Annotated in this window: 20 protein-coding genes; 12 read left to right on the top strand and 8 right to left on the bottom strand. The window is 61.0% G+C overall.

Going from position 1 to position 23,374, the window contains the following annotated elements; all coding sequences use genetic code 11:
- The first annotated feature begins 173 nt into the window (after window positions 1-173).
- The 9 genes from FOI68_RS18195 (at window position 174) to FOI68_RS18155 (ending at window position 10,622) form a co-directional block, all read left to right on the top strand.
- The gene (locus tag FOI68_RS18195) at window positions 174-2,972 is read left to right on the top strand and encodes a calcium-translocating P-type ATPase, SERCA-type (RefSeq protein WP_035299256.1); all 2,799 of its coding nucleotides are present in this window, start codon (window positions 174-176) and stop codon (window positions 2,970-2,972) included.
- 30 nt (window positions 2,973-3,002) lie between these two features.
- The gene (yunB, locus tag FOI68_RS18190) at window positions 3,003-3,707 is read left to right on the top strand and encodes a sporulation protein YunB (protein ID WP_029100910.1); all 705 of its coding nucleotides are present in this window, start codon (window positions 3,003-3,005) and stop codon (window positions 3,705-3,707) included.
- Window positions 3,708-3,776: 69 nt separating this feature from the next.
- A complete protein-coding gene (locus tag FOI68_RS18185) occupies window positions 3,777-4,769 on the top strand; it encodes a copper amine oxidase N-terminal domain-containing protein (RefSeq protein ID WP_143863961.1) in 993 nt (330 codons plus the stop codon).
- A 209-nt stretch (window positions 4,770-4,978) separates the two neighbouring features.
- The gene (locus tag FOI68_RS18180) at window positions 4,979-6,256 is read left to right on the top strand and encodes an outer membrane protein assembly factor BamB family protein (RefSeq protein WP_143863960.1); all 1,278 of its coding nucleotides are present in this window, start codon (window positions 4,979-4,981) and stop codon (window positions 6,254-6,256) included.
- A gap of 132 nt (window positions 6,257-6,388) precedes the next feature.
- Entirely contained in the window at window positions 6,389-7,480 is a 1,092-nt protein-coding gene (locus FOI68_RS18175; protein WP_044900034.1) for a PAS domain-containing sensor histidine kinase, read from the top strand.
- Window positions 7,455-8,111 carry a response regulator gene (locus FOI68_RS18170; protein ID WP_065068299.1) on the top strand — a complete coding sequence of 219 codons (657 nt, stop codon included), beginning with the start codon at window positions 7,455-7,457 and terminating at the stop codon, window positions 8,109-8,111. Before FOI68_RS18175 ends, FOI68_RS18170 begins: the two co-directional genes overlap by 26 nt.
- Window positions 8,112-8,296: 185 nt before the next feature.
- Window positions 8,297-8,449 carry a cytochrome c oxidase subunit 2A gene (locus tag FOI68_RS18165; RefSeq protein ID WP_029100915.1) on the top strand — a complete coding sequence of 51 codons (153 nt, stop codon included), beginning with the start codon at window positions 8,297-8,299 and terminating at the stop codon, window positions 8,447-8,449.
- A 30-nt stretch (window positions 8,450-8,479) separates the two neighbouring features.
- A complete protein-coding gene (locus tag FOI68_RS18160; RefSeq protein ID WP_029100916.1) occupies window positions 8,480-8,947 on the top strand; it encodes a cytochrome c oxidase subunit II in 468 nt (155 codons plus the stop codon).
- 16 nt (window positions 8,948-8,963) lie between these two features.
- Window positions 8,964-10,622 (top strand): b(o/a)3-type cytochrome-c oxidase subunit 1, encoded by a 1,659-nt coding sequence (locus FOI68_RS18155; RefSeq protein ID WP_143863959.1) that lies wholly within the window; start codon window positions 8,964-8,966, stop codon window positions 10,620-10,622.
- Window positions 10,623-10,728: 106 nt separating this feature from the next.
- On the opposite strand, the gene FOI68_RS18150 is transcribed toward FOI68_RS18155, so the two are convergent.
- Window positions 10,729-11,475, bottom strand: coding sequence for an SDR family NAD(P)-dependent oxidoreductase (locus tag FOI68_RS18150; RefSeq protein ID WP_029100918.1), 747 nt, complete (start codon window positions 11,473-11,475; stop codon window positions 10,729-10,731).
- Between the two features lie 175 nt (window positions 11,476-11,650).
- Here FOI68_RS18150 and FOI68_RS18145 point away from each other — a divergent pair, with 175 nt between their 5' ends.
- Entirely contained in the window at window positions 11,651-12,283 is a 633-nt protein-coding gene (locus FOI68_RS18145) for a nitroreductase family protein (protein ID WP_035299176.1), read from the top strand.
- Window positions 12,284-12,393: 110 nt separating this feature from the next.
- Here the strand turns inward: FOI68_RS18145 and FOI68_RS18140 are convergent, their stop codons facing one another.
- From FOI68_RS18140 to FOI68_RS18130, 3 genes are read right to left on the bottom strand one after another with little or no spacing between them, the layout of a single operon-like run.
- Window positions 12,394-13,785: a sensor histidine kinase gene (locus FOI68_RS18140; RefSeq protein ID WP_143863958.1), complete on the bottom strand. Its 1,392-nt coding sequence runs from the start codon at window positions 13,783-13,785 to the stop codon at window positions 12,394-12,396.
- Entirely contained in the window at window positions 13,772-14,482 is a 711-nt protein-coding gene (locus FOI68_RS18135; RefSeq protein ID WP_044900029.1) for a response regulator transcription factor, read from the bottom strand. Before FOI68_RS18135 ends, FOI68_RS18140 begins: the two co-directional genes overlap by 14 nt.
- A gap of 36 nt (window positions 14,483-14,518) precedes the next feature.
- Window positions 14,519-15,880, bottom strand: a complete 1,362-nt coding sequence (locus FOI68_RS18130; RefSeq protein WP_143863957.1) for a VCBS repeat-containing protein — start codon at window positions 15,878-15,880, stop codon at window positions 14,519-14,521.
- A gap of 282 nt (window positions 15,881-16,162) precedes the next feature.
- Here FOI68_RS18130 and FOI68_RS18125 point away from each other — a divergent pair, with 282 nt between their 5' ends.
- Entirely contained in the window at window positions 16,163-17,131 is a 969-nt protein-coding gene (locus FOI68_RS18125) for a hypothetical protein (protein WP_143863956.1), read from the top strand.
- Window positions 17,132-17,216: 85 nt separating this feature from the next.
- Here FOI68_RS18125 and FOI68_RS18120 read toward each other — a convergent pair whose 3' ends face one another.
- The 4 genes from FOI68_RS18120 to FOI68_RS18105 form a co-directional block, all read right to left on the bottom strand.
- Complete coding sequence (locus FOI68_RS18120) at window positions 17,217-18,644, bottom strand: GntP family permease (RefSeq protein ID WP_221935128.1); 1,428 nt, start codon at window positions 18,642-18,644, stop codon at window positions 17,217-17,219.
- A 26-nt stretch (window positions 18,645-18,670) separates the two neighbouring features.
- Window positions 18,671-19,813 (bottom strand): glycerate kinase, encoded by a 1,143-nt coding sequence (locus FOI68_RS18115; protein ID WP_035299183.1) that lies wholly within the window; start codon window positions 19,811-19,813, stop codon window positions 18,671-18,673.
- Entirely contained in the window at window positions 19,810-20,673 is an 864-nt protein-coding gene (locus FOI68_RS24190; protein ID WP_051188331.1) for a sugar diacid recognition domain-containing protein, read from the bottom strand. Before FOI68_RS24190 ends, FOI68_RS18115 begins: the two co-directional genes overlap by 4 nt.
- 116 nt (window positions 20,674-20,789) lie before the next feature.
- Entirely contained in the window at window positions 20,790-21,950 is a 1,161-nt protein-coding gene (locus FOI68_RS18105; RefSeq protein ID WP_185973979.1) for a CdaR family transcriptional regulator, read from the bottom strand.
- 182 nt (window positions 21,951-22,132) lie between these two features.
- Here FOI68_RS18105 and FOI68_RS18100 point away from each other — a divergent pair, with 182 nt between their 5' ends.
- Window positions 22,133-23,356, top strand: a complete 1,224-nt coding sequence (locus tag FOI68_RS18100) for a GTP-binding protein (RefSeq protein ID WP_143863953.1) — start codon at window positions 22,133-22,135, stop codon at window positions 23,354-23,356.
- The last annotated feature ends 18 nt before the right edge of the window (window positions 23,357-23,374 follow it).

Here is a 23,374-nt window from a genome sequence, read left to right as displayed (position 1 = left end):
GATTTTTTTTCGGCGAAAACGGGGTCGGAATTCGGGGACCGGCCGAGGCGGGGCGCCTGCCGTCAGAACATCCGCCTGCGGGGCGCGATCAGGCCGACGATGGACGAGTGGGTTATTTTGAGGCTCGTCAGCATACATATGAGATGAAAGCGAAGGGGATGGAGGAGATTCAGGTGGACACACAGCCGAATCAAAAGTGGTACATGCTGGCGTCAGCGGACGTGGCAGATGTGCTCGACAGCGACGCGGACCGCGGGCTGTCGCAGGAGGAGGCGGAGCGGCGGCTGTCCCGCTTTGGCCCCAACCAGTTGGCGGAAACCAAGCGAAAGCCGCTGTTCACCGTCCTGATCGACCAGTTCAAAGACTTCATGGTGCTGATCCTGTTCGTCGCCACGCTGATTTCGTACGCGCTGGGCGAGTACCTCGACGCCATCACGATCATCGCCATCATCTTCATCAACGGGGTGCTGGGCTTCATCCAGGAAGCCAAGGCGGAGCGCTCGCTGCAGGCGCTCAAAGAGCTGGCCTCCCCGATGGCGCGGGTGGTGCGCGACGGCCAGGTGCACATGATTCCCGCGTCCCGGCTGGTTCCGGGCGACCTGGTGATGCTGGAGGCGGGGGATCGCGTGCCGGCAGACATGCGTCTGTTTGCCGCCAGCCGACTGGAGATCGAAGAGTCCGCGCTGACCGGGGAATCGGTGCCGGCCGGCAAGACGGCGAAAACGCTGTCCCCGGCGGGCGGGGAGAACATTCCGCTGGGCGACCAGAAAAACCTGGCGTTCATGGGCACGATGGTGACGGGAGGGACCGGACGGGGACTGGTCGTCTCCACCGGGATGGGAACGGAAATCGGCAAGATCGCCCATCTGATGAATGCGGCGGAGGAGATGGCGACCCCGCTGCAGCACCGCCTGGAACAAATGGGAAAAATCCTCGTGGTCGTCGCCGTTCTGTTGACGTTGGTCGTCATCGGCGCAGGCGTATGGCACGGGCACGAACTGTTTACCATGTTTCTCGCCGGGGTCAGCCTGGCGGTCGCGGCGATTCCCGAAGGACTGCCGGCCATCGTCACGATCGCGCTGGCGTTGGGCGTACAGCGGATGATCAGGCGCAATGCCATCGTCCGCAAGCTGCCGTCGGTGGAAACGCTGGGCTGCGCCTCCGTCATCTGCTCCGACAAAACCGGGACGCTGACGCAGAATAAAATGACCGTCACCCGGGTGTGGCACAGCAATACGGCCTACGAGGTGACAGGCAGCGGCTACGAACCGGAGGGAGCGTTTCTCCTGGGGGGGCGTCAGGTGTCTCCTGCCCGCGACGGGGGGCTGTCCCAAATCCTGCGCATCGCCGAGCGCTGCAACAACGCCCGGCTGTCCTGCGAGGAAGAGACCGCGCGCAAACTGCTCGGCATCGGCAAAACGGTGCGCCGGTGGCAGGTCGTGGGGGATCCCACGGAGGGAGCGCTCAAGGTGCTGGCCGCCAAAGGGCAGGGAGGCGGCGCGGAGCGCGTGAAAGGCGGACAGCAGGAGACGCGTGTGGAGGAACTGCCGTTTGACTCCGAGCGCAAAATGATGTCGGTGGTGGAAAAAGGCGCGGACGGCGGATACTCGCTTTTGACCAAGGGAGCGGCGGAAGCGGTGCTGGCCCGCTGCAGCCACATCCTCTGGAACGGAGAGGTGCAGCCGCTGAGCGCGTCGCTCCGCCATCAGGTGCTGAACCAGACGGAAGAGATGGCGTCGCAGGCGCTGCGCGTGCTGGCCTTCGCCTACAAAACACTGCAGGGGTACCGGCCCGGCCATCCGTCGGGGGCGTTGGAGAGCGGGCTCGTCTTTGTCGGGCTGGCGGGCATGATCGACCCGCCGCGCGAAGAGGTGAAGCCGGCCATCGACCTGTGCCATCAGGCTGGAATCAAGACGGTGATGATCACCGGCGACCACAAGGTGACGGCGGAAGCGATCGCCCGGCAGATCGGTCTCATGCGCGGGTACGGCCAGGTGATGGAAGGGCGCGAACTGGACGGCATGAGCGACGAGGAGCTGGCCGAGATCGTGGAACGGGTCGCCGTGTACGCGCGCGTCTCGCCGGAGCACAAGCTGCGGATCGTCCGCGCCCTGCAGAGCAAAGGCCACGTCGTCGCGATGACCGGGGACGGGGTAAACGACGCGCCGGCCGTCAAAACGGCCGACATCGGCATCGCCATGGGCCTCACCGGCACGGATGTGACCAAGGAAGCGGCCGATCTGGTGCTAAGAGACGACAATTTTGCCACCATCGTCGCCGCCGTGGAGGAAGGGCGCAATATCTACGACAACATCCGTAAATTTATCCGCTATCTGCTGGCCTCCAACGTCGGGGAGATCCTCGTCATGTTCTTTGCCATGCTGCTCGGACTGCCCCTGCCGCTGGTGCCGATTCAGATATTGTGGGTCAACCTCGTCACGGACGGTCTGCCGGCCATGGCGCTGGGCGTCGATCCGCCGGAAGCGGACACGATGTACCAGCGGCCGCGCCACAAGCAGGAGAACATTTTCGGCCGGGGACTCGGGTGGAAGATCATCAGCCGCGGTTTCCTGATCGGGGGGATGACGCTGCTGTCCTTCTGGCTGACGCTCCGGGAAAACGCCAACGATCTGGCGCACGCGCAGACGGTCGCGTTCGTCACCCTGGTGATGGCCCAACTGATTCACGTGTTTGACTGCCGCAGCCAATACAGCGTGTTTCACCGCAACATCTTTGAAAACAAGTACCTCGTCTGGGCGGTCCTCTCATCCGTGCTGCTGGTGTTGGGCGTGGTCTACATCGATGCGCTCCAGCCGGTCTTTAAAACCACGGACCTGTCCTTCCGCGATTGGGCGCTGATCCTCGTGGCCGCAGGGGTGCCGACGTTTGTCGCGGGCATTGGCGGGGCGCTGCGGAGCGGACGGCCGCGGGGCACGGCAGAGCGGTCGTCGATGAGGGCGGTCCGTTCCTGAGGAGCATGTCGGATAGCGGGAGAGAACGACGTGTGGGGCTACAGGAGAGGCGGTTGGCGCCGGCGGGGCCGGCGTCTGCTCGCGCTGCTTTTGGCCGTGATGGCCGGACTGCTGGCGCTGTTTGTGATCGTCGAGCGGCGGATTGAGCCGACCCTGATGCTGATTGCCGCGCAAAAAACGGATCAGATGGCGAAGCTGGCCATAAGCGATGCGGTCACCAAGCGGCTGACACAGCAAGGGGTCGATTTCAACGACATTGTCGTTCTGGAAAAGGACCAGGACGGCAACATCATGGCCGTCAATTTCAACTTCAAGCAGTATGCGCGGATTGTGGGGGAGACCACCTCCCGGATTCAAACCCGGCTGAAAGAATTTGAGGAAGAAAACGTCGTGGTGACGGTGCCGCTGGGGCTGGCCACGAAAAACGTTTTTTTGGAGCACTACGGCCCGGAGATCCCCGTTTCGTTCGTGCCGGTCGGATCGGTCAAAACCCGGCTGGAGACCGGGCTGAAACAGGCGGGGATCAACATGGTGCTGGTCACCGTCTACATTTGGGTGGAGGTGGACCTACGGATCGTCATCCCGTTTGCCACGGAGCAGCGGACCGTGACCACGCAAATCCCGATTACGGAAGCGCTGATTGTCGGCAAGGTGCCGGATTACCTCTACAACAATCCCGCCGGCAAACCGGACGTTCCGCTGCCGCGAAACGCCCCCAACGTCACCCAGCCGTGAAACGTTTGGCGGATGCCGTCGTCCCATAAACAGGAAAGACAACACCACATCATCAGAAGGATGGGAGACATGAACAAGATCCAAACCCTGACCATGACGTTTTTGACCGTGGCCGTCCTGACGGCAAACGGAGCGGGCGCAGCGGCGGCACCGGAACCGGTCCGCGCACTGTCCGTCCAGGTAAACGGCAAGGCGATTCAGCAGCAGGCGATGTTTGATCACCAGCAGCAAACCGTGCTCGTCCCGCTTCGCCCGGTGGCGGAATCGCTGGGCTTTGCGGTGACGTGGAACGAATCGCGAAACGTGGCGGAAATCCAAAAAGGGACGATCTGGAGCTATGCCAAGGCAGGCGAAGACGGCTATCCCGATGCCAATGTGATGAAGAAACTGGGGGCGAAACCGCGCCTGTTGAACGGAAGTACCTACGTGCCCATCGCCTTTGTGCGGGACATCATGAAAACGCCGGTAGCCGTCTCGGGCGATGACGTAACCGTAGGCGGTGCAGCGGCGGACGATCCCCTGAAAAAAGCGGGGACGATCACCGGGGTGCGCAGCGACAACGGGAACGTGTCCATCCACGTGAACGGGATTTGGCGCGGCGTGGTGCTGTACGTCTCGGCTGACACCGAGATTGTGACGGAGGACGGCAAGGTGCTAAAACCGGAGGACTTGAAGCTGGGCATGGAGGTGGAGGCCACCCATGCCGAAGTGATGACAATGAGCCTCCCGCCGCAGACGGCGGCGAAGCGCATCGTGGTCAAAAACAGCCTGCCGGATCGCGTGCTGGGTACGGCGGGCGAACTGCAAAGCGTCACGGCCGATTCCGACGGCACGCTGCGCGTCGAGCTGAAGGGAGAGCGGCTTTCGGAACACGCATTTGACACCGTCGTGCTGAGGGTCACCGACCAGACCGAAATCGTCAGCACCGACGGCAACACGCTGCTCTCGCCCAAAGACCTGAAACAGGGGTCGCGGGTATACGCGTTCTACAGCCCCATGCTGACAAAAAGCCTCCCGCCGATCGGCGCGGCGGAAAAAATCGTGGTGGAACCGAGCGAATAGGGAGGTTGTCCCGAGGAACATCTCCGCCGAAGCGGAGTGTGCAGCAGAGACGGTGCGGCGAAGGCCGCCCCGTCTCTTTTTGTTTGCCGGGCAGGGCCGAAAAAAACTCCACCGAAAAGACCAGGGAAAACATTACCTTTCACACATTCACACCATCTTGGAAATGATGTAAAAATAAGGGGAATGTTCGGTGATGGAGAGTGAATCGAATGGGACTGGTACGGCAAGGCAGACAGGTGGGCCGGGCGTGGAAATGGACGAGCCTGCTGGCGCTTGCCCTGGTTGGCGCGGGTCCGCTGGCGTGGAGCGGTCAGGCGTCGGCCGGCGAAGCGAACGAAGGACCGGTGGTGAAGTGGGAAAAAACCCATCCGTACACGTACGGCGACTTTTACGGAAACGTGCAGCGCGGCCCGGATGGCGGGATATTCTTCTCGCGCCAAGCGGCTGACGACCGTGCGCACGAAATCGTCCGGGTGGAGCATTCGGGAACGCTGAAGGTGGCACAGACGGTGACCGACGAGGAATTGGGCCGTCTGTCCCACTTTATTCATACGAAAGACGGCGGCTTTCTCTTGGCCGGGCCAACCAGGTCGAATGGACCGGAGGGGAACCTCCGCCTGATCAAGGTGAACGACGACGGCGAAATCGTGTGGGCGAAAACCTTCCGCAAGAACGTCGGCCTGGACACCCGCCTCCTGCAGGCTGACGACGGCGGCTATGTGCTGGCTGCGATGCTCAATCGGCCGGACCGCAGCACCGAGCTGTATCTCGCCAAGCTGGAACCGGACGGGAATCCGGAATGGGAGACGACGTTTGAAGGAGCGGAGTATGATGCGGTCACTGCGGTGCGCCAGACCGTAGACGGCGGCATCGTGCTGCTCGGGGCGGTCGGTCAGGAAGACGCTTCGTACCGCCTCAACCGGGATCTCTTCCTCGTGAAAGTGGACAAGTCCGGAGAAACCGTCTGGGAACGCAGGCATGAGACCGGCCGGGACACCGTTCCCCGCGCCTTTGCGGAAACGCCGGACGGCGGTCTGGTCATCGCCGGGACGGACCGGACGATCAGCGACTACCGGGCCGGCTCCGGTCTGGGGTATCTGCTCAAGGTGGACAAAGACGGCAAAAACGTGTGGGAGAAGAGGTTTGCGGAGGGGACCGAGACCAGCGCACTCAACGATATCCAGGTGACGGACGACGGTAACCTGCTCGTCAGCGGCTGCGTGAAGTACGAAGAGCTCAACATGAACGACGCCAGCTCGGACGGATACGCCGCCAAGCTGGGCGAAGACGGTGAAACGGTATGGGAAAAGGTGTTTCCCAACAGCACCGAGCAGCGGGAACAGCATCTGCTGCTGCCGATCTCCGACGAGGCGTTCCTCACGATTGGAACGGGGAAAAAGTACGAAGGCGGCGATTACGTGTTCTACGTCACCCAGCTGCAGGCCGAACGAGACCGCCACGGTGGACAGGCCGGCCGCCGGCCATGAACAGGCAGATCGCCCTGCGGGAAAGTGCTCCTTTGAGGGAGAAGAGCAGGGAGGTAGGGGAATTCCCCGATACACTTTCCCCCGTCCGCGTTCTACAATAACGGTAAGGATGTTTGTCTTGAGGAGGAGCGCATGAACGCGTGGATGGAAGAACTGGGCTCGTCGGAGGAAGCCTTCACCCTGCTTTCGTCCGTCTTTGCCAACGTCAGCGACGCGATTCTGGTGGTGGACAAAGAGGGCGTGATCGTGACGGCCAACCCCGCGCTGGAGAAGATGTCCGGCTGGGCAACCGAAGAACTGATCGGGAAGCGGCACATTTGCGAGCTTTGCCTGGGCATGGCCACCTGCCGGGAGGAAGCGACCTGTGCCGATTGCTTTTTCAAGCAGGAACAGATGCCCTCGTTTGAGATGCGGCTGAAAACAAAGGACGGGCGGGACTACCCCGTGGCCGCCAGCTCGGCCCGGCTGCCGGAGAGAGACGGCGGCAAGCTGGTGCTGATCCTGCGGGACATGTCGGACCAGCAGCGGGCTGAAAAGGAGCGGTATCAGCACAAGCTGACGAATTACGTCATCCAGGCCCAGGAGGAGGAGCGCAAGCGCATCTCCCGCGAGCTGCACGACGGTGTGGGACAGGCGCTGTACAGCATCCTCGTCGGTCTCAACGTCGTCGGCCAGAGCACGCTGAGCGAACCGCTGCGGCAGCACGTGACCGACATTCAGCAGATGACGGCCAAGGCGATGGAGGAAGTAAAGCGCATGGCGCTGGAGCTTCGCCCGTCCGCCCTGGACGATTTGGGACTGCTGCCCGCCCTCCGCTCGCTGATCAAGCGGTTTGAAAAGAGCTTCGGCCTCTTGATCGACCTGCACGTGCAGGGGGAGCGCCGCCGCTATCCCGCCGCGGTGGAGACCGCCCTCTACCGGATCGTGCAGGAGGCGATGACCAATGCGGCCAAATACGCCCAGGCGGCCAAGCTGGGGATCGTGTTTGAGGACCGGGACAAAGAGCTGGTGGTGACGGTTGTGGATGACGGGATCGGATTTGACGTGGAACGGGCGCAGACCAAGGGCACCGGGCTGGGGCTGTTCGGCATGAAGGAGCGGGCCCAACTGCTGGGAGGAACGGTCGACATCCGCTCGGCCCCCGGCGAGGGGACGACGGTGATCGTGCGCATACCGCTCTCAAAGGAGGAAACGGAAGATGGCCATTCGCGTCCTGATCGCTGACGACCACGCCATTGTCCGCTCCGGGTTGGGCATGCTGCTCAACGCCCACGCGGACATCGAAGTGGTCGGCTACGCCGCCGACGGAAAAGAAGCGGTTGAAAAAGCGCTGGAGATACGGCCCGACGTCGTCCTGATGGACCTGAGCATGCCGCCGGGGGAAAACGGCCTGTCGGCCACCGCCCGGTTGAAAGAAGCGGCTCCCGACATCCAGGTGCTGGTCTTGACCATGCACGACGACGAGGAGTACCTGTTTCGCGTGCTGCAGGCGGGGGCGTCCGGCTACATTTTGAAAAGCGCGCCCGACCTGGACCTGATCGCCGCCATCCGGACCGTGCACCAGGGCATGGCCTACCTCTACCCGTCCGCGACCAAGTCCTTGATCGAGGAATTTTTGCAGATGGTGAAAAACGGCGAGGAGCAGAACAAATACGAGATACTGACGGATCGGGAAAAGGAAGTGCTCATCCTGATCGCCAAGGGATTCAGCAACAAGGAGATCGCGGAACAGCTCACCGTTTCGGTCAAGACGGTCGAGTCGCACAAGGCGCACATCATGGAAAAGCTCCATCTCCGCACCCGGCCGGATCTGGTCCGCTACGCGATCAAAAAAGGATGGCTCGATTTTGAATAGGAGAACGGCACAGACGGCGATAATCAGCCGTCTTTCTTTTTGGCCAAAATGTGACAAAAATCGGGGAAAATCGGGAGGTTCCTGGATCATTTTAGGGGTTTTCCCTGACTTACTTCCCCCATACCGGGGGATAGAATGAAAGCGTAAAAAGCAGCCGGTACGGCATGGGAAAGGAGGAGCGAGCCGTGGAGACGCGTACGGAATCGCAGCACCAGGCCAAGCAGACGCAGCCGGAGCAGGAAAACCTGAAGGGCACGTTTGCCGCCGTGCTGTTGGTGGGGGCGTTCATTCTCCTCAGTTGGTTTGGCGTATTTGGCCTGTTTTTGAATCGGGCGTAGCAAGGCGAAAGGCAGGAGGGAGAGGATACGATGCATCTGCACCGTTACGAGAAAATCTGGCTCATGCTGGGAGCGGGAGGGTTGGCGCTGTTTATCGCGCTCTTGTGCGTCAACGCGTTCGCCATGGGGATGGCTCCGCCGAGCAGCATGGACATGATCGATCCGGCCCAGGTGACCAAAACGCCTCCGTTTGACAAACCGGGGCTGAAAAAGGTGGGAGAGAATGAATACGACGCGTACATGACGGCGTTTGCCTTCGGGTTTGCGCCGGGCAACATGGAGGTGCCGCTGGGCGCCACGGTCAACTTCCACGTCACCAGCCCGGACGTGGTGCACGGTTTCCAGATTCCCGGGACCAACGTCAACTTCATGGTGATGCCGGGACACATCAACTCCGCGTCGTACACCTTTGACAAACCGGGCGAATACCTGATTCTGTGCAACGAATACTGCGGCGCCGGCCATCAGGTCATGGCGACCACAATCACGGTGAAGTAAAGGCAGGTGACGGAACATGAAAATCGCTTCATTCAGTCAGACGCCGGTAGACCGCTCGACGGCCCGCCTCAGTCTGGCGTACATCTGGGTGGCGTATGCCGCGTTTGGACTGGCGGCGCTGGCCGGAATGCTGCAGGGGATGGTGCGCGGCGGCCTCATCGAGCTGCCGAGCTGGACCAACTACTATCAGATTCTGACCGCGCACGGCGTGTTGATGGCACTCATCTTTACCACGTACTTCATCATCGGCTTTCTGCTTTCGGGGGTAGCGCGTACCACCGGCGGGGCCCTGCACGCCGCCGCCTTGAGATGGGGCTGGGCCGGCTGGGTGCTGATGACGGTCGGAACGGTCATGGCGCTCGTGACGATCATCACCAACGACGCGTCCGTTCTCTACACCTTTTACGCGCCGCTGAAGGCATCGCCGTACTTTTACATCGGGACGGCCCTGCTGGTGGTCGGGAGCTGGCTGGGCGGATTCGCGATCTTCAGCCGCTATCGCAGATGGAAACGGGAAAACGGCGGAAGCATGTCGCCCCTGTTCGTGTTCATGTCGGTCACGACCTTCGTGCTGTGGATCATCGCGACGCTGCCCGTGGCGGTGGAGGTGCTGTTCCAACTGATTCCCTGGTCGTTCGGCTGGACCTCGACAATCAACATCATGCTCAGCCGGACCCTGTTCTGGTTCTTCGGCCACCCGCTGGTCTACTTCTGGCTGATGCCGGCTTACATTGCCTGGTACGTCTGCGTGCCGCGGGTCATCGGCGGCCACGTGTTCAGCGACTCGCTGGCCCGGCTCGCGTTCATCTGCCTGCTGCTGTTCTCCATCCCCGTCGGCTTCCACCACCAACTGATGGAGCCGGGCATTTCGCCGGGCTGGAAGATGATCCACGTCATCCTGACGCTGATCGTCGTGATTCCGTCGCTGATGACCGCGTTCTCCATGTTTGCCACGTTTGAAACGACCGGACGGAAAAAAGGCGGAACAGGGCTGTTTGGCTGGCTGAAAAAAATGCCGTGGTCGGACGTTCGCTTCTTCGCGCCCTTTGTGGGCATGCTGTTCTTCATTCCGGCCGGCGCCGGAGGGATTATCAACGCCAGCAACCAGATGAACGCCGTCGTCCACAACACCGTCTGGGTAACCGGCCACTTCCACATCACCGTGGGAACGGCGGTCGCGCTCACCTTCTTCGGCGTCAGCTACTGGCTGATTCCGTCGCTGACGGGACGCACGCTCACCCGTACGGCCAACCGCATGGGAATGGTGCAGACGGTCTTCTGGGCAGTCGGCATGTTCCTGATGTCGTTTGCGATGCACTACCTGGGCCTGCAGGGGACGCCCCGGCGCACCGCCTACACCACCTACATGGATCACCCGGTCGCGCTCGGCTGGATGGATTTTCAGCGCGTCATGGCCTTTGGCGGGGGCCTGCTGTTTACGGCGGCGGTTCTGCTGCTGCTGATTCTCGGTTATCTGGCGTTCTTTGCGCCCAAAGGAAAAACGGAGTATCCGATTGCGGAAACGGAGACGGAACAACAGACACCGCGCATTCTGGAGCGCTGGCCGGTCTGGGTGGGCGTGCTGGCCTTCCTGATCGTGATGGCGTACGGCTACCCGATCATGGAGCAGCTTCACCACCATCCGCCCGGCTCGCCGCCGATCCGCACCTGGTAGCAACGGAACATGGGCAATACGGAAAAGGGACGGTTCCACGCAGCATGATCTGCTCGGAACCGTCCCTTTTTTTGCCCGACGAGCCTTTCGCGGGCGGCGGTGCGGCTTAGGGAACGTAAATCATCTTCCGCGTCATGCCGCCGTCGATCACCAGCTCCGCACCTGTGACGAAATCGCTGCCGTCACCGGTCAAAAACAGGCAGGCGCGGGCGATGTCTTCCGGTTTGCCGACGCGTCCGGCCGGGTGCTGGTGGTGGTCCTCCGGCCGCAGCGCGGCATAATCGCCCGTCTCGATCCAGCCGGGCGAGATGGCGTTGACGCGGATGCCGTCCGGTCCCAAGGAAACCGCCAGGGCGTGCGTCAGGGCGAGAATGCCCCCTTTGGAGGCGGCGTATGCCTCCGAGTGCGGTTCGGACATGTGCGCCCGCGTGGAGGCGATGTTGATGATCGAGCCGCCCCCGGATTGGCGCATCAGCTTGGCCGCTTCCCGGGAGCAGAGGAAGACGCTGCGCAGATTCGTGTTCAGAATGCGGTCCCACTCCTCGACCGAAAGCTCGTACGGCGAGGCCCACTGCGAGATGCCGGCGTTGTTCACGAGAATGTCCAGCCTGTTCCAGCGGGACTGAACCATGCGCATCAGATCCTCGATCTCGGCCGGGACGCTGACGTCGACCGGGTGGAAAACCGCGGTTCCGCCCGCGGCGGCGATGGCTCGAACGGCCGCTTCTCCCGCTTCCCGGTTTTGTTCGGCGACAACGACGTGGGCGCCGTGGGCGGCGTACAGGGAGGCGACGGCAAAGCCGATCCCCCGCCCGGCTCCGGTGACGACGACAATTTTGTTGGCAAACGACATGATCAATTCCTCCTGTCAACGAAAATGGGCCGGCCCGGGGAATGAAATCGGACCGGGTTTCGAACACTGGGAAAGGAGCGAAGCCGGTGTCCCGGCATACTGCACTGTTGCGAAACGTAACCAACTATTATAATGTAAGAGTGTTCGCACATGAGAGAAAAAGGAGGCTTCCCGTATGCAAGCAGACGTAAAACTGACGGCCGAACAGGTCATGGAAGCGCGCCACAGCGTGCGCAAATACGATCCCAACGCAGAGATTCCGCGCGAGGAACTAAACGAAATCCTGCGCTTGGCTGCGACTGCGCCGTCTTCTTGGAACCTGCAGCACTGGCGTTTCATCGTGGTGACGGACAGGGCCAAAAAAGAGCAGCTTCTGCCGATCGCCTACGGCCAGCAGCAGGTGGTGGACGCCTTCGCCACTATTATTGTACTCGGCGATCTGGAGGCCGACAAATCGGCTCGTCCGGTGTATGACGAAGCGCTGGCCAAGGGGTACGTCACCGAACAGGTGCGGGAAACGCTGATCGGCCAAATCGAAGGGGCGTATCGCAACAATCCGCAATTTGCCCGCGACGAGGCCATCCGCAACGCTTCGCTCGCGTCCATGCAGTTGATGCTGGCCGCCAAGGCAAAAGGCTACGACACCTGCCCGATGGGCGGCTTTGACAGGGACGCGCTCATCCAGGCGCTCAACATCCCGCCGCGCTACGTCCCGGTGATGATGATTACGGTGGGCAAGGCCAGTGTGCCCGCATACCCGACCGCCCGCTTTGGCCTGGACCAACTGGTGATCGAAAACAGCTTCTAACGAAACCTGGCGAAAATGAACAAAGCCGGCAGCCCGCTCCAAACGGACGGGCTGTCGGCTTTTTGCCGGACGTCTCCTGTTTTCGTGATGGTCACCCCAAGAGTTTGCCGTCATTCCTTTGCCAGCGGCAGTTCGACCGATACCGTGGTTCCGCTGCCGAGCCTGCTGACGGCGCGGAAACGGCCGCCGTGGAGCTGGACGATCTCCCGGCAGATGGCGAGGCCCAAGCCGCTGCCGGCCTGTTTGGACCGCCCCTTGAAAAACTTTTGCGTGATGTGCGGCAGGTCTGCCGGATCGATGCCTTCGCCTGTGTCCGCTACGGCGACGGCCGCCCATCCCCCGGTCTCCTCCGCCGTTACGGTGATCGCCCCGCCCCTGGGGGTAAACTTGAAGGCGTTGTCCAGCAAATTGACAAAGACCTGCTTCAGCCGGTTGGCGTCACCTGCGACCGGCAGGGGAGCATCCGGCACGACAACCTGAAGCGCCACGCCCTTGTCGTGCGAGCGGACGGCGAACTGCACCCGGACGTCTTCCAGCACGTCGCGCAGATCCAGCCGCTCCCGCGACAGCTTCATCTCGCCGGACTGAAACTTCGAGAAATCCAGCAGTTCTTCCACCAGGCCGATCAGCCGATCCGTTTCCTTGGCGATCACTTCCAGGCCGAGCCTTGTCTCTTCCGGATCGTTCAGCCCGCCGGAAAGGAGCGTCTCTCCCCAGCCCTTGATCGAGGTGAGCGGCGTCCGCAGTTCGTGGGAGACGGAGGAGATGAAGTCGTTTTTCAGTTTTTCGTTCTTGCCGATCTCCTCGGCCATGTAGTTGAACGTCTCCGCCAGCGTGCCCACCTCGTCGTCGTAGCGCTTGGCCGCCCGGACGGAGAAATTGCCCGTCGCCATCTGTGTGGCCGCTCTGGTCAGCTCCAGTATCGGGTCGACCATGCGCTTGGCGATCACCAGGCTCAAGCCAAAGGCAAACAGCACGACGACGGCGCCGACGCCCGCGCCGTACATCGCAATCCGGTAGACGGCTGCGTACAGCGGTTCGGCGGAGATGGTGTAGCGCAGAACGCCGACCGTCTCGCCTAGGTAGGCAAGCCGGTTGGAGACGGCGATGACCCGCTCCGGCGTCTGCGGCGACTTGCCGACGTAGATGCCCGTCGTGTTTTTCAAGGCTTCTTTCACATCGGGCGTGTCAATCACTTCGGCGGTTTGAAACCCGTAGGAGTTGAGCAGCACTTTTCCCCCGGTGTCCAGTACTTCCACCTTGGCGTATTCCTCGTTCGAGACGTTCTCCAGAATGTAGCGGGCCTTGTCTTTCAGCCGGTACGTGCCCGCGTACTTGTTGATAAAGGTGGTGAACGTGGTGGCCCGCGTGACCAGCGTCTCGGTGGCGGTGCCGAAGTAATAGGTATGCACCGCCCAGTAGAACAACCCTTCCAACACCAGCACGATCAACAGCAGGATCAAGCCGAAGTGGATGATCAGTCTGGCCCTAATCCCTCTCATCGTCCGTTTCCTTTCGCCATAAATAACCGTAGCCCCAAACCGTTTCCACGTATTTGGGGTGGGCGGGGTCTTCTTCTATCTTTTGGCGGATGCGGCGAATGTTCACGTCGACCACCTTCAGGTCGCCGACGAAAAACTGGCCCCAGACCTCGGTCAGAATGTCGTCGCGGCTGATCGCCTTGTTCGCGTTTTCCGCAAGCAGCTTGATAATGGCAAATTCTTTCGGGGTCAGCACGATCTCCTGCCTGCCTTTCAAGAGCTTCCGCTCGTCCAAGAGCAGCGTGAACGGATGGATGTCGATGAGGCGTTTTGCCTCGTCGGGAGCGGGGAGGGAGGAGAGCCGGCGGTGCAGCGCCTTGACGCGCGCCAGCAGCTCCGCCGGACTGAACGGTTTCACCACGTAATCGTCCGCCCCAAACTCCAGGCCCATCACCTTGTCCCGTTCCTGGCTCTTGGCCGTCAGCATGATGATGCCGAGCCGGGGGAACTTCTGGCGCAGGCGTCCGCATACCGCAAAACCGTCGATCCCCGGCAGCATCACGTCGAGGATCGCGATCTCGATGTCCGGCTGGCTTTCGGCGATGTCCAGCGCTTCCTCCCCGCTGGCCGCTTCCACCACCTCGCAGCCTTCCCGCTTCAGGTTAATGCGGACAAAGTCGCGAATCGACTTTTCGTCTTCCAGCAACAACACTTTCATCGTCTCTTCTCCTTGCTCCTGCGGTAAGATGATCGGTCACACCGGCATTTTCAGCGGACGGAACAACTGGCGGATTTCGTCCGCCGTCAGCAGCATGGCATTGTACTCACGCAGGGCGCCGCCGCTCAACCCGTTGGCTTCCTGCGGCTGGATCGCCACCACCACCTGTTTTCCCTGCTCCGTCAGCACGATATAGGGCGTCTGCTTCTCCTTCAGGGAAGCTTCGACCTTCGTCCAATCCTTCTGCGGGACAGCCTGCAGGGTGAGCAGCGTCGCCTTTTCTTTGCCCCCCTGGCCGTAATAGAGCAGGCGGACGGAGGGAGAGGCGGGGTCGCGGTCTTCCTCAATGGTGTACTTGTCGTTCCACTTGGCGGGAATGCGAAAATCCGTGCCCATGTCGTACGCCTGATAGTGGTCCTCGACGTGGCGCAGGCCGGCCGCTCCGTCCCACTGGTAATAGGATGCGATCCACGGGATTTCCGCCATGGGCAGCTCGTCGGTGCCCGGCGGCTGGGCGTGGATGCCGATTTCGACGATGCCGTCGTCGTTGATGTCTTCGCTGGGCAGGACATAGGGTTTAAAGGTCAGGTCGATGTCACCGTTCGCCTTGGCCAGCGGACGGACCAGCTTGCCGTTTTGCCAGACCAAAAACTCGGTCATGCCGGAATGCGCCCCCATGCCTGCCTCGACAAAGATCGCGGATTGGGTGGGCGTCGCCCTGCCAATCGTCGCCTGTTCGTACCCGTTTACGGCCCCCTCCAGGGGCAGTTCGGTCAGCTTGCCCAACTGTCCGTCCTTCAAACCGTACACCTCTGCTTTGGACGTCAGCGCGTTGTGGTCGTGAGAGACCAGCGCCAGCTCCACCTGGTTGTCACCGGTGAGATCGCCGACCGCCATGACCGCGTACGGCTGCTTCAGCAGCTCACGCATCTGTTCCTGCTGCCAGGAGTAGACGGACAGTTCCTTGTTCAATCCTTCGCCGCCGCCCCAGCCGATCAGCATCTCGGGGACGCTGTCGCCCGTCACGTCGACGAACTGGACGTAGTCCAATTCGCTGCCGATTCCGGTGAAGGACGCGGTTTTCTTCCACTTTCCCCCCTTTTGGCTGAGGACTAGCACGCCAATTTCGTAATCGGTTTTTTCCGTTTTGTAAAACGCGACCACCTCGGGAGTGCCGTCTCCGGTCAGATCCTGCAGGCTGACCGCGCTGGCCTCTTCGGGGTGAAGCGGCACCGTCAACTGCGAGCCGGGCGGCAGAAACTGCATGACCGCCTGGTTGATCGATTGCTGGTTGGCATCGGCCAACGGTGCCCGCATCAATTCGTTGGGAGTGTCGTACAGACCGCAGCCGCTGGTGAAAACGGCGAGAGCGGCCGGCAACAGCCACGTTTTTTTCATGGTGGTTCCGTTCCTTTCTGTGTGGTGCTCAAAAATCTGACTCTATTGTAGCCGGACTGGAAGGAAAAAGGGTTGCAAACCGGTGACATCGATCCGCTGCCGAGGGCGAAAAAAGGGAAAAGCCGTTTTGCAACAATTTGGCACGTTCCACCGTTTATGTAAACAGAGTCACAGCGTATTGACAGAATATAGAAATGAACGGCTGGCCGTTCTGCAACCTGTTTCCTGAGACTGCAGGATGTGCAAACACGAGATCAGGGAAAACAAAGGGAGGAAGAAACGATGAAAGCGTGGTGCAAGACCGTATCGGCCGTGCTCTGCGGCGGCGCGATTCTCTTGACGGCGGGACCGAATGTGGAGCCGGTCCATGCGAAGGCGGTGAATCCGCAAGCGTTTGCCACCGTGGTGCGCATTCAGCCTCAGCAATCGATTACGTTCCAGATAACATTTGTAGACGGATTTCGGGCACAGGTGACCAGCAGCCACTTCAAGGGGGTCACCACCGTTGACGTGAGTCCCAACAAGGACGGATACGTGAAGTACGGCGTCTACCAGGCCAACGGCAAGCTGCGCAAACCGATCAAAGGCTTTGCCGAAAAGCTGGTCCAACTGGTCCCGTACTACGAAGTGGACGGGAGCATCCGGTACCTCGGCCGCCAGACCTTGTGGGGCGTGGACGGGTACGACCGGATCGCCGTGGCCACCAGCGTCTGGACACTGGTCAACCAAAAGCCCCAGCTCGTCGGGCTTACCATCGACAAAGGCGATTGGGACAACATGCCGTCCCCCGATGTGGACGTCAACACCGGGTTCAGCATGGACAAAGACAGCACCTTTGTGCTGGACACCAGGTACGCCGACGTGACGGGGGACGGGGTGCGCGACCATGTGCTGCTGGTGGGCCACAAAATGGGCGCGTCCATGAACCTGCTGGCCGACGATCTGCGCCTTGTCGTCCGCGAGGGAAAAACCAACCAGCAGACGTATGCCTCGGTGGGCCAATGGGATCAGGCCTATCTGCCGAAACTGCACATCGGCCGCTATAACCAGGACAGCGTAAACGACATTTTGATCACCATGCCCACGGAAACCGGAAAGGTCTACAGCCTGATGACGTGGAAAGGCAACCGCCCGGCGGCGCTGATCGACCAGAAGACGGTGAACAACCCGGCCGTCTACCAGCCGGTCATCGGCCGACACGGAGAAGCGGTCGGCCTCCACAAGGTGACGCCGAAGCCGAAACAGAAATGACAGCAGGCGCACCCTGATGCGTGCCCGCAAACGAACATCCCTCTCTTCGCAGCGGAGAAGAGAGGGATGTTTGTCTTGGCGAGGGTTACAGGAATAGGAATCCCAGGATGGACACCACCACGATGCCGACCAAGCCTTGAACCAGCGTGGCCAGCGTTTGGGCGCGGTAGGCGGTGGGCAGGCTCATTTTGGAGAACTGGGTGACGACCCAGAAATAGGAGTCGTTCACGTGGCTGACCACCATGGCGCCGCAGCCGATGGCCATGACCGTCAGCATCTGTCCGATGGGAACGGTGCCCAGCATCGCATCCAGGCCGAGGGACGGCAGGAGCGGCATCATGATCGTTGAGGTGATGACCAACGAAGCGGTGGAGCTGCCCTGAGCCGTTTTGAGGACGGCAGCGATCAGGAAGGTGATGATCAGCGCGCCCACGCCGACAAAGGCGACATTGCCGTCGATCAGCGTCTTCACGTAATCGGCGATGGGGGTGGCCTTGATGACCGCGCCGAGCGAGCCGCCCGCACCGGTAATCATGATGATGACGGCAGCGTCCAGCAGGCCTTCGCTCATCCACTTGGTCAGCGTTTCCTCATTACGCTGCCGCAATAATCCGAAAATGGCGAAGAGCAAACCGATAAACAGCGCGTTCACGGGCGTCCCCAGGAAGGTGAAGAGCGTGTTGGCAAAGCCGGTCATCAGCACTTCCTTGTTGCCCTGCGCATCGACCCCTACCGGGAAGTTGGCGAACGAACCGAGGGCCAGCAGGATAATCGGGACCACGATCGGCGCAAACGAGGCGAAGGCGGACGGCAGTTGTCCGAAACGGGCCTTGAACTCCTCAAAGGTTTCCACCGCCTCATCCAGTTCCACCGGGAGCTTGTCCGCCACTTTGCGGGCCCAGACGTGTCCGGCCAGCGCGACCGGGATGGAAACGACGAGACCGATGACGATCACCCAGAACAGGCCGTCCGGTCCAATGCCGACGTTGGACGCGGCGGCGATGGGACCCGGCGTCGGCGGCACCAGTGTATGGGTGGCGTACAGGCCGGTGGAGAGAGCGACTGCCAGGGTGACGACGCTGACGCCGGTCTTTTTCGCCAGCGATTTTTTCAGGGAAGACAAAATGACGTAGCCGGAATCGCAAAAGACCGGGATGGAGACGATCCAGCCGATGATCGTCATGGCCAGTGCGGGATGGCGGTCGCCCAGGATGCGCAGCACCACTTCCGCCATTTTGACGGCGGCGCCGGAGTTTTCCAGGATTTTGCCGATCATCGTTCCGAAGATGATGACCAGACCGATGCTGGTGATGATGCCGCCGAATCCGCCGGCAATCTCTTTGCCGATGTCGGCGATGATCGGTTTCTCGACACCGCTGAGGGAGCCGACAAGGTTGGTCGCCAACGCAAATAGATACGTGCTGGAAATGATGGATAAGAACGGGTGGAGCTTCCACTTGGCTGTCGCGTAGATGATGAAGAGAATCGACAGCAGCAGCAGAAGCAAAATGATCGGCCCCAACTGAATCACTGCAGGACTCATGACAATCCTCCCTTGCTTGCGAAAATGCGCGTGAGTTGTTCGGCCGCCTGTTCCAGCAGTCCGGTGGTGTGCGCCATCGCCTGGTCCAGCGTCATCGGCTTGTTGATGATGCTGGCCACCGCAGTGACGCCGTGTTCGTACAGCGCTTCGATGCCGGTGCCGATGGAGCCCGCCAGGACGACGACGGGAATCCCGCGCTGCTGCGCCAGCCTTGCCACCCCGCAGGGCGTTTTGCCCTGAGCGGTCTGGTAGTCGACCTGCCCTTCGCCGGTAAACACCAGATCGGCGCCTTCCATCGCTTCGGCCAGCCGGGTGGTTTCGCTGACGATCTGGATGCCGGACTTCAGCTCGCCGTTCAAAAAGGCGAGGAGGGCGCCCGCTACGCCGCCGGCCGCACCGGTCCCCGGCAGGTCGTGGATCGCGATGCCCCTGGTCTGTTCAATCACATCGGCAAAATGGCGCAGATTGTCGTCCAAAAGTTTGACCATCTCGGGCGTGGCCCCCTTTTGCGGGCCGAACACATGGGAAGCGCCGTTCGGTCCGACAAACGGGTTGTCCACGTCGCAGGCGATGGTAAACCGGCACTCTGCCAGCCGCGGATCGGCACTGCTCGCATCGATTCGCTCCAGTTTTCCGAGCTCACCTCCTCCAAAAGCAATCGGCTGGCCGGCCGCGTCCAACAGGGCGAACCCGAGCGCCTGCAGCATGCCGGCCCCGCCGTCATTGGTAGCACTTCCGCCGATCCCCAGAATAAAGCGGCGGCAGCCCAGGTCCAATCCGGCCTTGATCAATTGGCCGAACCCGTAGGTGGTGGTCACGAGCGGATTGCGCTCGCCCGCCTCGATCAGGTAGAGGCCCGAAGCGGCAGCCATCTCGATGACGCACGTTTCCCCGTCTCCCAGGATCCCGAACTCCGCCGTGATCTCCCGGCCGAGGGGATTTTTGACGGCTGCCTGCAAAATCTTGCCGCCGGTCGCGTCCACCAGGCACTGGAGGGTGCCTTCACCACCGTCGGCCATCGGCTTGACGACGATTTCGCTGTCCGGCAGCGCTCTGCGCACGCCTGCCGCGATGGCTTCTCCCGCCTGTTTGGCGGTAAGGCTTCCTTTAAACGAATCAGGTGCGATGACAATCTTCATGCTGCCCCTCCCTTGGCCAGGGTTTCCATCATCTGTTCAATGTCGTCCACGTATTTGACCAGCGCCTGCAGCGCGGTGGATTGTTCCTGCGCCTTGTCGTCGTTTGCTTTGGCCTGTTCGCTGATGCTGCCGAACGTGACGTGCACCTGGCGGAGAATCTCCTGAATCTGCTTGATGGTGTTTTGGCAGACGGACGCCAGTTTGCGGACCTCGGAGGCGACGACCTGAAAGCCTCTGCCCGCTTCGCCGGCCCGCGCCGCTTCGATGGCGGCGTTTAAGCCGATCAGGTTGCTGTGGTCGGCGATTTCCTTGATCATCTTGAGCGCGTCCGTGATCTGCTTGATTTGTTCTTCGCCGTTTTTCACGACCTGCAGGGCGTTTCGGCTGGCTGCGGCAAAGTCTTCGGAACTGGCGGAAATCTGTTGAATGGTGGCCGCCATGTTGTGCAGTTGTTCGTACACTTGTTTGGAGGCCTGCTGCTGTTCCATGACCTGTTCGCGGTTTTTCAGCCACAGAACGACGGTACGGACGGCGACACGGACGATCGGCAGCATCTCGTCCGGGTTGCCGGACATGCCGATGACGCCGATGCGCTGGCCGTTGTACACGATCGGCAGGTTGGAGCCCGGACGTACGCCCTCCAGTTCCCGTGCCTGCTCCTCCGTCACCAGGGCTTCGTCAATCAATCCGAGCATGATCTTTTTGGCTGCCTCGTGCACGGTGCCGATGCGTTCCGGGCGGGTGGAGGAGAGGATCACACCGCCCTCGCCCATGATGTTGATGTGCTGACCGGTCTCTTCATGCAAAATTTGTACAATTTCGTCGAAAAAACCATCCTGCAAAAACGAAAGCGTATTCATAGCCATTCCTCTCATGTTCTTCTGTCGTTACCATTAATATACAAGACTTGGATGGCGATTACATTTTGCAAAACCACCAAAAAAGCGTGTCGAATCCTGTCTGGTTTCTGTGAGGATTATCCAGTTTGGGAGAGGCGGTGCAGTTCCAGCGCCAGCTTGATTTTGGCCGCCTCGGCAAAGCGGCGCGGATTGCGCCCCAGCATCTCCTCAATCCGGTCCAGCCTGTACAGGAGCGTGTTGCGATGGATGTTGAGCGCTTGAGCCGCCGCCGTCAGGTTGAGATCGGCGGAAAACAGAGCGTTCAGCGTCTCCAGCAGTTCGTCGTGCTTGACGAGTTCCTTGAGAATGTCGCGGACCACCACTTGTCGGGTGGCGGGGGGTGTTTCGAGAAGCAGCAGCTCCAGCGACATGTCGTCAATATGGCCGATAGCCCCCTTGTCGGGGAAGCGCTCCAGCACCTGCAGTGTCTGCATGGCCTCCTTGAACGACAGTTCCAGATCGTAGACGTCTTCATAGCCGCGCCCCATTGCGATCAGAAGGTGGTCGCGGAGGCCGGCGGGGGCTGCGTTCAGCAGTTTGTGGGCGGCTTCGTGCAAATACGGCTTGATCTGCTCCCTGCCGCGGAGGCCGCTCAAGTCGGTGACGACGATCCAGCAGTTCCGTTTTGTCACGGAGACGCAGACCTGATCGGAATGGCGGAAGCAGGCGGCAACCTTGCGGGGGAAGCGGCGGTCGGCATGCCATTCCTCCCAGTCCTCCGCGCCGGTCGCCTGGATGATCACGACCGAGCGGGGACGGGACAAATCCAGACCGAGCAGGGCACCGCGGGACATCACCACGTCGCGCGAAGGGTCCAGCGTTCCGGAAATCATCTCCTGCACCAGAAAATTGACCGAGCGCTCCGCCAGTTCCATCTGCTCCGTCAGATACGCCTGCTGCAGCATCATTTCCGTCATCATCTTGACCGCTTTGCCGAACGGAACCACTTCCTGCGGAGCGCCGGATATGCCGATCACGCCGACAATCTGCTGCTGAAAGCGGATGGGCATGTTGATGCCGGGCTTCGTTCCCGTCCATTTTTGGCAATCTTCTTCGCCGAGGAGCATTTCCTCCCCGGTGGCAATCACCTGGCGGGCCGCCTGGTGAAAGCTCTGGATGCGTGCAGGATCGCTGGAACTGATAATGACGCCGTCCTTATCCATGACATTGATGTTCAGGTTGGTCACTTCCATTGTGCGTTTGACAATCCGGTCAGCGAGGGATTGAGTCAACTTCATTACCGCAGGCTCCTTCCGCTGGACATAGAGTATGGGTCTATTCATTGTATCGGGTAAACATTCCCACATCCTTGAAATCGGAATGATTACGTTTTATCTTGACGAGCCGTTCGTCCTTGGGGTAGGATAAAAGTCAAATCGTATTTATTACGATTTATCAACGTACAAGGGAGCTGCAAGGCATGGATGATCAAGGAAAGCCGGACAAACGAATACCGGTGACGGTCCTCAGCGGATACCTGGGAGCGGGCAAGACGACGCTGCTCAACCACGTGCTGAACAATCGCGAGGGTATGCGCGTCGCCGTCATCGTCAACGACCTCAGCGAGGTGAACGTGGACGGAACGCTGGTTGCCCAAGGGGGCGGCGTCTCCCGGGTGGAGGATAAAGTGGTGGAGATGTCCAACGGCTGCATCTGCTGCACGCTGCGGGAGGATTTGCTGACGGAAGTGGAGCGGCTCGCCCGGGAAGGCAAGTACGACTATATCCTGATCGAATCCACCGGCATCGGCGAGCCGGTACCGATCGCCCAGACGTTTACATATGTGGACGAAGAAAACGGGATCGACCTTTCCGCCGTGTGCCGGCTGGACACGATGGTGACCGTGGTGGACGCCTGCCGGTTCTGGCACGACTTTTCCTCGGGGGAGAGTCTGCTGGAACGGGGCCAGGCGACCGGCGAGGACGACCAGCGCGACGTCGTGGAACTGTTGATCAACCAGATCGAGTTTTGCGACGTGCTGATCCTCAACAAGTGCGACCTGGTGGAGGAGGCGGAGCTGGAGAAGCTGGAAGCCGTCCTGCGCAAACTGCAGCCGCACGCCAAGCTGATCCGGACCAGCCGCGGCCGGGTCAATCCCCGGGAGATCCTGCACACCGGCCTGTTCGACCTGGAAAAAGCGAGCCAATCGGCCGGCTGGCTGCAGGAACTGCAGAAGGGGGAGCATACGCCGGAGACGGACGAATACGGCATCTCTTCCTTTGTCTACCGACGCCGCCGCCCGTTTCACGCGGAGCGCTTTGCGAACTGGCTGGAACAGTGGCCGGAACAGGTGGTGCGGGCCAAGGGCTTTTTCTGGCTGGCGACGCGAAACGATCTGGCGATGTCGGTAAGCCAGGCGGGCCCGTCGATCGAAGTGGGCGCGGTCGGGTATTGGGCAGCCGCCCTGCCGGAAGCGGAACAGCAGATGCTCCGGGCGGAAGACCCTGACTGGGCCGCCACGTGGGACCCGCGGCATGGCGACCGGTTGACCGAACTGGTCTTCATCGGGATTGGCATGGATCAGGCCGCCATCGAGCGCGGGCTGGACGCCTGCCTGCTGACGGACGAGGAGTACGAAGCGGACTGGAGTGCTCTGCCGGACCCGCTGCCGACGGCGGATACGGTTGTCGAGACGATCATGTGAGCAAAAGGAGGAAAAACC

The sequence above is a fragment of the Brevibacillus sp. LEMMJ03 genome (assembly GCF_007197875.1).
GTDB classification, from domain to species: Bacteria; Bacillota; Bacilli; order Brevibacillales; family Brevibacillaceae; genus Brevibacillus; species Brevibacillus thermoruber.
This window is presented reverse-complemented; position numbering and strand designations above follow the sequence as displayed.